Genomic DNA, 13,042 nt, shown 5'->3' with positions numbered 1-13,042 from the left:
CCTTATATGCGGTTTACCGGCACCAAATCGTATGCGGTGACATTTTTGTCGGTTTCCCAAACCTTAGTGCTGGTAAACGGACTTTTACGAATTGTTTAGTGCCGTTTACCAGCATTAACGTGTATGCGAATAAGCGGTTGCTCGTATTCTGTATGCTCACACGACAGTTGGGCTGCTGATCTGTATAACAGTCGAATTCCGGTACCTATCGATCATTCGTGAGTTTTTTCACGTTGCTGCTGGAAAACCGGATATTAACGGCCGCAATAATCCGTTTTCCAGCAGTAAAAGACGTCGTTGGTCATCATTGATAGCCCCGTATCAGTTTTTCATATGGCACAATGCGTGCATTTTGGCCGGTTGACGGCTACTATGGCAACAAGTGCCGCGAATGTGTCCCGCTCAATTGTTCAGTTGAGGTATGGGACGCGGCGCAAGTAGCGAGTAAGTATTCATCACGAAGCGGGAGGGCACCCATGGACTGGAGCTTTATAGCCCATAACGCCCACTACTTCGTCAACGCCGGTTACATGACCGTCTTCATCTCGTTCTTCGGTATCGTCTTCAGCATCATTTTGGGCATGGTTTGCTCGGCAATCGAAGTGGCGAATGTCCCGGTTTTGAAGCAGATCATTCGCATCTATATTGAACTTTCCCGCAATACACCGTTGCTGGTCCAGTTGTATTTCCTGTATTTCGGACTGCCGAAACTCGGCGTCTCGTGGTCGGCGGAAACCTGCGCAATCGTCGGACTCACCTTCCTCGGCGGGTCGTATATGGCCGAGGCATTGCGCGGAGGGTTCGAAGCCGTGCCACAGGTCCAGCGCGAATCGGCGCAAGTGCTCGGTTTCAGCCCTTCGCAGATGCTTCTCCACGTCACCGTGCCACAGGCGCTTTCCACTGCCATTCCGGGAGTGGTGGCCAATATCATCTTCCTGGTCAAGGAATCCTCAGTGGTCTCGGCCATTGCACTGGCCGACGTCATGTACGTCACCAAGGACTTGATGGGTCAGACCTACAACACCTACGAATCGTTGACTTTGCTGATCGTCACCTACCTGATTATCCTCCTGCCGATCTCCATCATCGGCACGGTTTTGGAGAGGAGGTTCGACTATGCACGGCGCTGAGATACTGTTGCAGCCGGGCGTCTTCCCGCGTCTGCTGCAAGGCCTGTGGGTCACGATCTGGATTGCCGGGGTTTCCGTCCTGCTTTCCCTGCCGGTCGGACTGATTGTCGGCTGGCTGATGACCATGCGCAATCCGATCGTGCGGTTCATCATGCGCGTCTATCTCGATTTCATCCGCATCATGCCCCAGCTGGCATTGCTGTTCATCGCCTTCTACGGTTTCGCACGCGCCTTCAACTGGAACCTCGATGCCACCGGTGCCTGCGTGCTGGTCTTCGTGCTTTGGGGCGGGGCCGAGCTCGGCGACTTGGTGCGAGGCGCGCTGGAATCGATTCCTCGCACGCAGTACGAATCGGCTCAGGTGCTCGGTCTCAACTCCTGGCAGACTTTCAGCAGGGTCATCCTTCCCCAGGCCCTGCGCCGCCTGCTGCCTGCCAGCGTCAATCTCATCACCCGCATCGTCAAGACCACGTCCTTGGCGGCGTTGCTCGGCGTGATCGAGGTCATCAAGGTGGGCCAGCAGATCATCGACGCGAACCGCTTCCAATATCCGAACGCGACGCTGTGGATCTACGGCGTGATCTTCTTCATGTATTTCCTTGTATGCTGGCCGCTCTCCATTGTGGCCAGAAGGCTTGAAAAGAGGTGGGCTCATGACTGATACGACGGTTACGACGATTCCAACATCACAGGCGAACGCGAACGCCCCGCACGAAACCCTGCATATCCGGCATATCACCAAACAATACGACAACGCCGACAAGCCGGTTTTGAACGACATCTCCTTCGACGTGCCAGCCGGCCAGGTGTTCGTCATTCTCGGGCCTTCCGGCTCGGGCAAGTCCACGCTGCTGCGCACCATCGCGGGGCTCGAACCCATTCAGGGCGGCGATATCACCATCGGCGACGAAGTGCTGCGCGCTTCCGGCAAGAAGAAGGACACCGGCAAATCCCGCACGACCAGCACGTCTGGTTCCAAAACCGGAAATGATGATGCAAACCCCGTCAAAGTAGGCATGGTCTTCCAAAGCTATGACCTCTTCCCCAACAAGACCGTGCTCGGCAACATCATGCTCGCGCCGGTGCTCGTCCAGAAGCGCAAGAAGGATGAAGTCAAAGCCGAGGCCATCAAACTATTGGAACGCGTAGGGCTCGCCGACCGCCAGGACGCGTGGCCGCACGAGCTTTCCGGCGGGCAACGCCAGCGTGTCGCCATCTGCCGTGCCCTGATCGAGCACCCTCAAATCATGCTTTTCGACGAAGTGACCGCAGCACTCGACCCCGAAATGGTGCGGGAAGTGCTCGACGTCATCGTGGAACTGGCGGACAGCGGCCAAACCATGCTCATCGTCACCCACGAAATGGCATTCGCCCGCGCGGTGGCCGACCATATCATCCTGCTTGAGGACGGCGGTATCGTCGAGGAATCCGACGATGCAGAACAATTCTTCACCCATCCACAATCCGAACGCGCCCAGCAGTTCCTGAACACGTTCACGTATGCTCGTGAGAGACAATAGCTGATATTTTTTATCAGCTCCAACCGAACAACAAACAAAGGGAGGTCGAAATGATGAACCGGAACTTACCGAATATGAGCGTGACGGCACGAATGTGCAACGCTACGGAGCCGAACCGATGTCAGCTCATGGCCTCCATGTCTCGCTGATCTGCATTCATCAGATCTGACATCTCGGGTTTGCCAATCCATTACGTAGATATACCGATTTGAATCTGCAATGGACAAACCCGTGCAACATTGGAATTTCGATATTCCATCTTTTCAGATAAAACCATCACTTTTTATATTCACTTCCGATATTCCTTAGTAAAAGAAAAGAAAGAAACAACCATGACAACGAACGTATTGAAACGAGCGGCACAAGTAGCGATTTCAGCGGTAGCGGCCGTGGCCATGCTGGCGGGATTCGCCGCATGCGGCCCAACCGGTGCCACGCCAAGCAGCGACAATAATTCCGGTTCCAGCACCTCCGGAGCGGGCAAGCAGCAAAGCGCGCGCACGCTTGCGGAAATTAAGAAATCCGGCAAACTCAAGGTCGCGGTCTTCTCCGACAAGGCACCGTTCGGCTACGTCGACAAGGACGGCAAGAACCAGGGCTACGACATCGTCTTCGCCGAGCGTCTGGCCAAGGACCTCGGTGTCAAGCCGGAGTACACCACCGTCGACCCGGCGGCCCGTGTCGACGTGCTCGCCAGCAACAAGGTCGATGTCACCCTTGCCAACTTCACCGTCACCCCCGAACGCGAGGAGAAGGTCGACTTCGCCAAGCCGTACATGAAGGTCGCGCTGGGCGTGGTCTCCCCCGAGTCCAAGCCGATCAAAAGCGTCGACGAGCTCAAGGGCAAGACGCTGATCATCGCCAAAGGCACCACCGCCGAACCGTACTTCGCCAAGTACCCCGACATCAAGCTACAGAAGTACGATCAGTACGCGGACGCCTACAACGCCCTGCTCGACGGCCGCGGCGACGCGATGAGCACCGACAACACCGAGGTCCTCGCGTGGGCCAAGGCCAACAAGGGCTTCACCGTCGGCATCACCAAGCTCGGCGACGAACAGCCCATCGCCCCCGCCGTGCAGAAGGGCAACAAGGAGCTGCTCAACTACATCAACGAGGAAATCGTGAAGCTCGGCAAGGAGCAGTTCTTCCACAAGGACTACGAGCAGACCCTGAAGCCGGTCTATGGCAGCTCCTCCAACCCCGACGACATCGTGGTTGAGGGCGGCAAGCTCTGAGTATTCTCGGCTTGGTGAATAAAGCCCAGAAATAAATCGGCTACATATAAGTTGTGCCTGTTCAATCGTATAGATTGCGATCGAACAGGCACAACTGTTTACAGAGCATGCTTTATTTTGTCAAACCAACGATTTAGGTACGCTTAGCTCATGTCTTTTCCCTCGCGGAGGGTCTGGAAGCGAAAGCCGGATGTCCCTCAAGTTTCATAGGGCCCGGCTTCCGCGCTTTTATACAGCGATTCAGAAGCCCAGACGTTCGAGCTGCTTCGGGTCGGACTGCCAGCCTTTGGCGACCTTGACGTGGAGGTCGAGTTTAGACTTTTGGCCGACGATGCGGTTGACGGCGGTGCGCAGGCGCTTCTTGACCTGCACCAGGTGCTCGGCGCGGTGGCCGATGATGATGGGCTTCTGCGAGTTGCGTTCGACGAAGATGGAGACCATGACATGAGCCTTGCCGTCGGCCGTTTCGGGATTGTCGGATTCGCCTGGACGGTCGATGGAGTCGACGACCACGGCCAGCGAATGCGGCAGCTCGTCGTCCAACTCCTCGAGGAACGCGCCACGCACCAGCTCGGCGATGGTATCCTCAGGCTTCTCCTCGGTAATCTGGTCATCGGGATACATCTGCGGGCCTTCGGGCATGTTGTCGATGAGCACGCGCTTGACCTCAGCGACATTGTCGCGTTCCAAGGCACTGACCGGCACCACATCGGTGAAGTCGGTGAACTGGCTGATCTCGATGAGCTTGGCCATCAGCTCCTGACGATTGAGCTCGTCGATCTTGGTAACGATGGCGATCAGCGGCACCTTCCAAACGAACTTGCCGTGTTCATGATCATCGTCGTGCTTACTGCTTTGAGCACCGTTACCGCCTTTGCCAGCACCGGCATGCTGTTTTCCGCCGATTTCACTGCCGTCCTTGACCTTGCGGGCAAACTCGCTGCGCAGTCGGCTCAGGATGCGCTTGTCCCCCGGCCCGATCTCTTGGTCGGCGGGCAGCAGGAACGCGATCTCGTCCACGTCGCTCAGCGACTCGTCCACCACATCGTTGAGCCTCTGGCCGAGCAGCGTGCGAGGACGGTGGATGCCGGGAGTGTCGACCAGCACGAGCTGGGCGTTGTCGGTGGTGAGAATCCCACGAATAGCCTTACGTGTGGTCTCCGGGCGCGAGGAGGCAATGGCGACCTGCGTGCCGATGAGTGAATTGATAAGCGTGGATTTGCCGACGTTCGGCCGTCCGACCACGGCGACGAAGCCGGAACGATACGGCTGGGATTGCGCCTCGGTATTGCTATCGACCTTCACCGCTGCCGAAACCGGCTTCCCTGCCTGCTTGCGTCCGTTGGACCTGCCGTTGGCTGCCATGTGCGCGTCGGCACCTTGCTTATCGTTCATTCACGCTCCGTTTCTTCCTCATTCGAATCGAACAATGATTTTATTATAAATTAAGGGTAATCCGTTCACTGCTAACCGCGATAGATAAAACCTTTGGTATGCGGAGGCTCAGTCCTCGGTCTCGTCGCCTTTATCGGCTCGCGAATCACGATGATGCTCGGTTTCGCTGTCATCGTCTTCGGTTTTGAATGTCGCTGGTTCGACCACGATGGTCGAAACCTTTTTGCGACGACCCGCGGAATCGACGGCGGTCAGACGTAGACCTCGCGTCACCGCGCTCATGCCGACAATCGGCACACGGCCGAGCAGTTTGGTCAGGAGACCATAGACGGTATCCACGTCGTCCTCATCGATATCAACCTCGAAAAGCTCTTCCAAGTCGGCAATCGGTGTGCGGGCCGGCATCTGCCACTTGCGCTCCCCGATCTTCTTGGGCTCGGTGTGCTGGATGCGGTCATGCTCGTCCTCGAGTTCACCGACGATCTGCTCGATGGCGTCCTCGATGGTCACCAGTCCGGCGATACCACCGTATTCATCGACCACTACGGCCACATGCTGCCGGGTGCGCTGCATCTCATGGAAGAGATCATCGACCGGCTTGGATTCCGGCACCAGCATCGGCTGCCGGCAAATCGACTTGACCTCGCGTGTGCGGGCCTCGGGGTTGAAGGCGGTGGCACGCACGGCGTCCTTCAGATAGGCCATACCGACCAAATCGTCAACGTCCTCACCGATAATCGGGATACGTGAAAAGCCGGAACGTGAGCACAACTGCAGGAAATGCTCGAGCGTGGAATCGGATTCGACGCAGATCATGTCGGTGCGCGGCACCATGATCTCACGGGTCAAGGTGTCGGAAAGCATCAGCACGTTGCGCAACATCTCGGCGACTTCGGGGTCGAAATCGTCGGTTTCGACCAGCCGATCGATGGTCGCACGCCCCTGTTCGCGCTGAATCTTCTCGAGCTCCTCGTCGTCGGAAAGCTCGTCTTCCTTGTCGCGGCGACGCTGGTCCTTGCCTTCCCCGGCCTTGGCAAAAGGCGTCAACGCAACTGCCAGTGAAATGGTGCCGGAAAAACACATCATCACGTCGAGCGGCTTCGAAGCACCGGCGGAACGCGGGCGAAGCAGCACCGAGACCACGGCCACGATCAGGGCGAACACCACTCCGGTGACCAACGCGATCCACAGCAGCTGCGAAACGAGCATGACGATGATCGCCACCAGAACGCCGTCAAAAACGTTGCAGAAAATACGGAAGAACGCGCAGGAGCCGGAAGTCGCATAACGGTCGACGATCAGCCGCTGCACCTGGTGAACCTTGCGAATCTGCTTGGCCTGCGCAAACTTGCCGAGGTCCTGGTCGTCGGTCTGGATCTCAATGATCCGATTGTTGAGACTGGCCTTGGTGACGCGCGAGACGGCCGACTCGCTCGATGCCATCATCAGCGAAAGCCACACCAGCAGTGCCGCCACGATAACGAGCACAACAACGGTGACGACGGTCAGGATATCCATATTCTTACGTACTTTCCTATTCCCCAATATGTTTTGCGATTTGTTGCGATAGACATTTCATCCATCTTCACATCGGTATCTTCGAGCTTATTCGCAAGGCACGATAGCGGTCTTGCGTCGACGGCCAAACACAGCAAGGCCGCAAGACTGATTATCGAATCGGACGAAAACGGAATCGAAACGCATTTCGCCACAGGCTGGAAATCCACTCACGATTCCTTATTGTTGCCCGAGGTATGGTTCGCGTCCCATTGCTCGAGCAGGTCCGTAGAACCGGCAGGTAAGACGGCCTGCGGCACCGGCTGGTCGCGAACGGCGAAGAAGGTCAAGAGCAGCTGACGCTGCAGTCCGAACATCTGGCGTTCCTGCTCGGGGTTGATGTGGTCGTAGCCCAGCAAATGAAGGGTGCCGTGGATGGCCAGCAGCATCATCTCGTCCATCGTAGAATGGCCGGCCGCTGCGGCCTGTTGCGCAGCCACCCACGGACAGATGACGATATCGCCCAACACACCCTCCATGATCTGGCCGTCTTCGCCCGGCCGCAGCTCGTCCATGGGGAAGCTCATCACGTCAGTCGGTCCTTCGAGCTGCATCCAGCGCATGTGCAGCTGGGCGATCGGGTCGGGGTCGACGAAGAGGATGGTCAGGTCAGACTGCGTGCTCACCTGCATGCGTTCCATCACCCACAAACCCAGGTCGGAGAAGAGTTTCGGGTCGATCTGCCAGACCGTCTCATTGGTGACTTCGACGCTCAACGGCGTTCCTTTCCATTCGGTTTGTGTGCGGGCTCTTTGGCGGCATGCTCATCGTAGGCCCGCACGATCTTGCCGACCAGCTCATGGCGTACCACGTCTTTGGCGCCAAGATGTGCGAAACTGATGCCGTCGATACCGCCCAGAATCGATTCGATGGACTTAAGCCCGGAATGTGGTACGGCCAGATCGATCTGGGTTACGTCGCCGGTGATGACCATCTTGGTGTTGAAGCCAAGACGTGTCAGAAACATCTTCATCTGCTGCTCGGTCGTGTTCTGCGCTTCGTCGAGAATGACGAACGCATCGTTCAGCGTGCGGCCACGCATGTAGGCGAGCGGCGCGACTTCGATGGTGCCGTCGGTCATGTAGCGATGCATCTGGCCGGCGCCGAGCATGTCGGAAAGCGCGTCGTAGAGCGGACGCAGATACGGGTCGACCTTGTCGTTCAACGTTCCGGGCAGATAACCCAGGCTTTCGCCGGCCTCGACCGCCGGACGCGTGAGGATGATACGGCTAACGCGACCATCTTCGAAAGCACGCACCGCCTTGGCGACGGCGAGATAGGTCTTGCCGGTTCCTGCCGGTCCGATGGCAAAGGTGATGGTGCTGGCATCGATTGCTCGAACATAGAAGACCTGACCGGCGGTTTTCGCACGGACAGGCTCGCCGTTGGCGAAGGCGATGACGCCGGGGACATGGCGGTTGGCAGAGGAACGTTTGGCTTCCGCAACGTCATCCTCACCATCGACATCGAAACGTGATTTCGGCCGTTGACCCATGCCGGCACCAGCGAACCCCCGTGTATACGAATGCTGCGCATAGCCGCGCCCGCGGCCGCCGTCACCCATCAGTCCAGCCTTCTTGCCGACCTGCCGGGCTTCGAGCATCCGCCGCACGTTCATCGCGTCGGCCGGCGCCTTGTAGGCCGCGTCGATGATGTTGTTCAGCACGTCGAAGACCTTGTCGGCCTCAACGTCGTCGCGCTTGTTGTACGCGGCGATCTCGATACGGTTGCCCCGCACGAACACGTTGACTTCGGGGAAGGCGTGCTGCACCTCGGCGAGCACCTTGTCACCCGAACCCAACACGGCAACCGGATCGAGTTCGGTAGGAATGGTGATGACACGTTTTGCGCTGGCCAACCCCGACTACTCCTCCATCGTTTCGCCGGTCAGCACATGCGCATGCACGTGGAAGACCGACTGGCCGGCGTCCTTGCCGGAATTGAAGATCAAACGGAACGCGCCATGGAATTCCTTGTCCGCGATGGACTGCGCCACCTCGACGATATGCGCGAGTTCCGCAGGGTCGGCCTTGGCCAGTTCGGCGACGTTGGCATAGTGCTTCTTCGGCACGACCAGCACATGGACCTTCGCCTTGGGGTTGAGGTCGTTGAATGCGTAGGTGGTGTCGTCTTCGTACACCTTGGTGCTCGGGATTTCACCCGCGATGATCTTGCAGAACAGGCAATCGTCGGCCATATATGCTCCTTGCTCAAGCTTTCGGACGCGTCCGCGCCCCTACTCCCCCATGCTATTAGCTTGCACGGATAATTACGCTGGCATCACAAGGCGATTTGAAGATATGCCCGTGCCGTCAAACCGTCGACAACAGCACCGTAAAATGGAATCTCGATGATCCGTCGCGCAACCAGACGATGTATAGGTTATTCTCAGACGAACCGGCCCAACGAACGTGACAGCAGCGAGAGAGCCACTGGACCGGCGGTCGAGGCACGCATGATGTTGGCCCCAAGCACGCACACCTCAGCACCGGCATCGGTGAATTGCCCGACCTCGTCGTCGCTGATGCCGCCTTCCGGGCCGACCACGACGTAAATCGTACGAGGTTTGCCGTCGTCGAGACAACGCTGCTCAAGCGCGGCGACCTTGCGCTCGATCCCGTCCCACGTCGCGGTCGCATCCTGGTGCAGGACGATCACGAGCTCGTGGTGGACGCACGCCCGACGGCAGATCGCGACGATGCCTTTGCTGCTCACACACTCATCCAGTGTCGGTTTCCAAGCCCTGCGCGACTGTTCGGTGGCGGCGACGAGCGTCTGGTCCCATTTTCTGTCGGTGCGCCCGGCCTTCCACTTCGATATCGAACGGTTGGCCTGCCACGGCACCACCTCGTCGACGCCGATCTGCGTGGCCATGTCGATCGCCTCAACGTCGTGACCGGTTTTCGCCAGTGCCTGCACCAACGCGAGTCTGGTGACCGGCCGCTCCTCCGTGGTGAATTCCGAGACTTTGACCAAACCGTTCTGTGTATCGGCCACTTGCGCGTCGATACGCAGCCCGTGGCCATCCGAAAGCTGCAGTTCGTCGCCACGTTGCAGGCGCATGGCACCGATCGCGTGTCGTTTGAGCGCAGGTGGCAGGGTGATGGTCCATCCCGCACGCAGCTCGTCGCGATTGACCGGCACATCGTCGTGCGCGGCATCAAATACAAAAAGTGGACTTGTCATAATTCAAGGCTACCGGAACCACGGACGAGCGACCAGGCAAGTCAGCCGAACCGCCGCTTTTACTTTTACATGTTGACGGCCAGTCCGAAAACTCGCATTCAGCAACCGGCATCATATTTATCAAGTATCGAGGAGAGGACTTCAGTTCCCGGTCTTGGTCCTCCGCCGTTCGACACACCCACCTGCCGAACGGCGACAGAATGGTGTATAGTACTATCTGTTGCTTAAACGACACCTGCCCAGGTGGCGGAATGGTAGACGCGCTAGCTTGAGGTGCTAGTTCCTATAATTTTACAGGAGTACGGGTTCAACTCCCGTCCTGGGCACGAAAACTAAAGACTTGAGACCCCTTGGAAATCAAGGGGTCTCAGTGTATTCGACCGCTTTTCAGTGCTGAATACGAATCAGATTTGAGCACAAAACGGCATAAAAGGGCACAGAACTTTCAAACGGTTTCGCTAACAAAGGACTAAAATCACATGCGGATCATCAACATCGAGTCGGTCGACGACGAACGGGTGGCCGCGTATGTGAGCTTGACCGAAGCACAGCTGCGCAATCGGCTCGAACCGGAAAAGGGCATCTTCATCGCCGAATCTCCCAAGGTCATCGATCGAGCACTGGCCGCCGGACGCGAACCGGTCTCGTTGCTTGTCGAGGAACCCTGGCTTGACGGCATGGCAGACATGTTCGAGCGTATCGACGAACACTGGGGTGACGAGGTTCCGGTCTATGTCGCTTCACCCGAGCAGTTGAAGAAACTTACCGGCTATCGGCTCCATCGCGGAGCTCTGGCCGCCATGCGTCGCTGGAAACTGCCGACTGTCGCTGAGCTCTGCAAGGACGCGCGACGCATCGCGGTGATGGAGAATATAGTCGATCACACCAACGTCGGAGCCCTGATGCGTTCGGCCGCGGCGCTCGACGTCGATGCGGTGCTGGTTACTCCTTCGTGTGGCGACCCTCTGTACCGTCGCGCGGCACGCGTCTCGATGGGTACGGTATTCCAAGTTCCGTGGACCCGTATCGACGCGGAAACGCTGGAAGATAGCGACGACGCGCACGTCAATGGTTCCGGAAGCGACCACCAGACGGAGACCATGGCAAACGGCGAAACAGCCGGCGACACCGACGGGCATCAGGCGACTGAAACCGGCAATAGCAATCCCGTCAACCGCCACACCAAAGAGGAGGATCGGAAATACTGGCCGGTCCGCGGATTGAAGGAACTCCATGACCTCGGCTTCACCACCGTCGCCATGGCATTGACCGATGATTCCATCAGCCTTGACGAGCTGACCAGGCGCCTTGACAATGATTCTCAGGAACCCGATCATATCGACAAACTCGCCCTCGTTTTCGGCACGGAAGGCGACGGGCTTTCGCATCGCACCATCGCCAACACCGATCTCACCGTCAAAATCCCGATGAGCAACGGCGTCGACAGCCTCAACGTGGCCGCTTCCAGCGCCGTCGCCTTCTATGCGACCCGTGCCAAGAAAAATTAGACGTTTGCAGACCTCCTAGGCGTTTCGCGTCGGCTCAATCCGATACAGTGATTGGTAGAAGCGTCGTGTGCAAAGATGGACCTCTTGCGACACGGCCGGTGGCGTGAGTTCGATTCGCATTGCGTCAGCGCCGGGTCAGCGATTGGCAATAACCGGCGAATAGCGATAATCAGGAGGCAAGGAATGGCGAAAAATCCTAAAATACTGGCTATCGTATTGGCGGGTGGCGAAGGAACTCGCCTCATGCCGTTGACACGCGATCGCGCCAAACCCGCCGTGCCGTTCGGCGGAGTCTACCGTCTCATCGATTTCCCGTTGAGCAATCTGGTCAATTCAGGTTATTCGCAAATCGTCGTCTTAACGCAATACAAATCCCATTCCCTGGATCGTCACATCTCCAAGGTCTGGCGTTTTTCTCCCCTGCTAGACGCGTACGTCTCTCCTGTCCCGGCGCAACAGAGGCTCGGCAAACATTGGTATCTGGGGTCTGCAGACGCGGTCTATCAGACCATCAACATCATCGAGGACGAGCAGCCCGATTATGTGGTCATCGTCGGTGCAGACCACGTCTATCGTATGGACTTCGGCCAGATGCTGAAACAGCATATCGAATCCGGTGCGGCGTTCACCGTTGCCGGCATCCGCCAGCCCATTGAGGCTTCCAACCAGTTCGGTGTCATCGACGTCGATCCGGACCATCCTCACATGATCCGCGGATTCAAGGAAAAGCCCGAAACCACTGAAGGTATGCCTGGGCACCCTGACCAGATTCTTGCCTCAATGGGCAATTACATCGCCAATACCGACGCACTGTTCGATGCCCTGGCACGCGACGAAAAAGCCGAGAACACGAAACACGACATGGGCGGTGACATCGCGCCTTACTTCGCCGAGCGAGGCGAGGCGGGGGTCTACGATTTCAGCGAAAACGAGATTCCCGGAGCCACCGATTACGACCGCGCCTATTGGCGCGACGTGGGCACCATCAAGCAGTTCTACGACGCCCACATGGATCTGATCGAGTACAATCCCCCGTTCAACCTCTACAACCAGGATTGGCCGATCTACACGCTTTCCGGCAATCTGCCACCTGCCAAGTTCGTCCGTTCGGAAACCAACCGAATCGGCAGGGCCACCGAGTCCATCATCTCCCCCAGCGTCATCGTTTCGGGCGGCGACGTACAGCATTCGGTGCTTTCACCTAACGTCCGCGTCAATTCCTGGTCGCAGGTCGTCGATTCCATTCTCTTCGACGGAGTCATCGTCGGCCGCCGTGCGCGCGTTTGCAAGGCCATCTTGGACAAGAGCGTTATTTTGGAAGAGAACGCGACCGTGGGCATCGACCATGAGCATGACCTCGCCCGTGGGTTCACAGTCAAGGACGGCATCACCATCGTGCCGAAACGCACGATTATCAAGGACTGATATAGATTACAATCCTTGAAATAAATGCAGGAGGGCCGGACCTACGTCGAATAGGTCCGGCCCTCGTATGTCGAAATGTCGAA

General features: G+C 57.6%; 12 protein-coding genes and 1 tRNA gene. 7 read left to right on the top strand and 6 right to left on the bottom strand.

The features are described from left to right. The first annotated feature begins 476 nt into the window (after window positions 1-476). The 4 genes from OZX75_RS02380 (at window position 477) to OZX75_RS02365 (ending at window position 3,888) form a co-directional block, all read left to right on the top strand. Window positions 477-1,130, top strand: coding sequence for an amino acid ABC transporter permease (locus OZX75_RS02380; protein WP_277146652.1), 654 nt, complete (start codon window positions 477-479; stop codon window positions 1,128-1,130). Beyond that, entirely contained in the window at window positions 1,117-1,791 is a 675-nt protein-coding gene (locus OZX75_RS02375; protein ID WP_277146651.1) for an amino acid ABC transporter permease, read from the top strand. Before OZX75_RS02380 ends, OZX75_RS02375 begins: the two co-directional genes overlap by 14 nt. Then, window positions 1,784-2,650: an amino acid ABC transporter ATP-binding protein gene (locus OZX75_RS02370; protein ID WP_277146650.1), complete on the top strand. Its 867-nt coding sequence runs from the start codon at window positions 1,784-1,786 to the stop codon at window positions 2,648-2,650. Before OZX75_RS02375 ends, OZX75_RS02370 begins: the two co-directional genes overlap by 8 nt. 332 nt (window positions 2,651-2,982) lie before the next feature. Beyond that, window positions 2,983-3,888, top strand: a complete 906-nt coding sequence (locus OZX75_RS02365) for a cysteine ABC transporter substrate-binding protein (RefSeq protein ID WP_277146649.1) — start codon at window positions 2,983-2,985, stop codon at window positions 3,886-3,888. Window positions 3,889-4,128: 240 nt separating this feature from the next. Here the strand turns inward: OZX75_RS02365 and OZX75_RS02360 are convergent, their stop codons facing one another. The 6 genes from OZX75_RS02360 to OZX75_RS02335 form a co-directional block, all read right to left on the bottom strand. After that, a complete protein-coding gene (locus tag OZX75_RS02360; RefSeq protein ID WP_525930269.1) occupies window positions 4,129-5,253 on the bottom strand; it encodes a GTPase Era in 1,125 nt (374 codons plus the stop codon). Window positions 5,254-5,391: 138 nt separating this feature from the next. Further along, a complete protein-coding gene (locus OZX75_RS02355; RefSeq protein WP_277146647.1) occupies window positions 5,392-6,801 on the bottom strand; it encodes a hemolysin family protein in 1,410 nt (469 codons plus the stop codon). A 209-nt stretch (window positions 6,802-7,010) separates the two neighbouring features. Next, window positions 7,011-7,556 (bottom strand): rRNA maturation RNase YbeY, encoded by a 546-nt coding sequence (gene ybeY / locus OZX75_RS02350; protein WP_277146646.1) that lies wholly within the window; start codon window positions 7,554-7,556, stop codon window positions 7,011-7,013. Next, on the bottom strand, window positions 7,553-8,698 hold the full coding sequence (locus tag OZX75_RS02345) for a PhoH family protein (RefSeq protein WP_277146645.1): 1,146 nt from the start codon (window positions 8,696-8,698) through the stop codon (window positions 7,553-7,555). Before OZX75_RS02345 ends, ybeY begins: the two co-directional genes overlap by 4 nt. Window positions 8,699-8,704: 6 nt before the next feature. Continuing rightward, the gene (locus tag OZX75_RS02340) at window positions 8,705-9,037 is read right to left on the bottom strand and encodes a histidine triad nucleotide-binding protein (protein WP_277146644.1); all 333 of its coding nucleotides are present in this window, start codon (window positions 9,035-9,037) and stop codon (window positions 8,705-8,707) included. 191 nt (window positions 9,038-9,228) lie between these two features. Continuing rightward, a complete protein-coding gene (locus OZX75_RS02335; RefSeq protein ID WP_277146643.1) occupies window positions 9,229-10,026 on the bottom strand; it encodes a 16S rRNA (uracil(1498)-N(3))-methyltransferase in 798 nt (265 codons plus the stop codon). A gap of 237 nt (window positions 10,027-10,263) precedes the next feature. Here OZX75_RS02335 and OZX75_RS02330 point away from each other — a divergent pair. From OZX75_RS02330 to glgC, 3 genes are all read left to right on the top strand, one after another. After that, window positions 10,264-10,352, top strand: a tRNA-Leu gene (locus OZX75_RS02330). 153 nt (window positions 10,353-10,505) lie between these two features. After that, window positions 10,506-11,534 (top strand): TrmH family RNA methyltransferase, encoded by a 1,029-nt coding sequence (locus OZX75_RS08605; RefSeq protein ID WP_277146642.1) that lies wholly within the window; start codon window positions 10,506-10,508, stop codon window positions 11,532-11,534. 183 nt (window positions 11,535-11,717) lie between these two features. Beyond that, window positions 11,718-12,959, top strand: a complete 1,242-nt coding sequence (glgC, locus tag OZX75_RS02320; RefSeq protein WP_277146641.1) for a glucose-1-phosphate adenylyltransferase — start codon at window positions 11,718-11,720, stop codon at window positions 12,957-12,959. Window positions 12,960-13,042 lie beyond the last annotated feature (83 nt).

The sequence above is a fragment of the Bifidobacterium sp. ESL0800 genome, assembly GCF_029395355.1.
In the GTDB taxonomy this organism is placed as follows: domain Bacteria; phylum Actinomycetota; class Actinomycetes; order Actinomycetales; family Bifidobacteriaceae; genus Bifidobacterium.
Note: the sequence above shows the minus strand (reverse complement) of the source record. Positions and strands in the feature narration are given on the sequence as shown.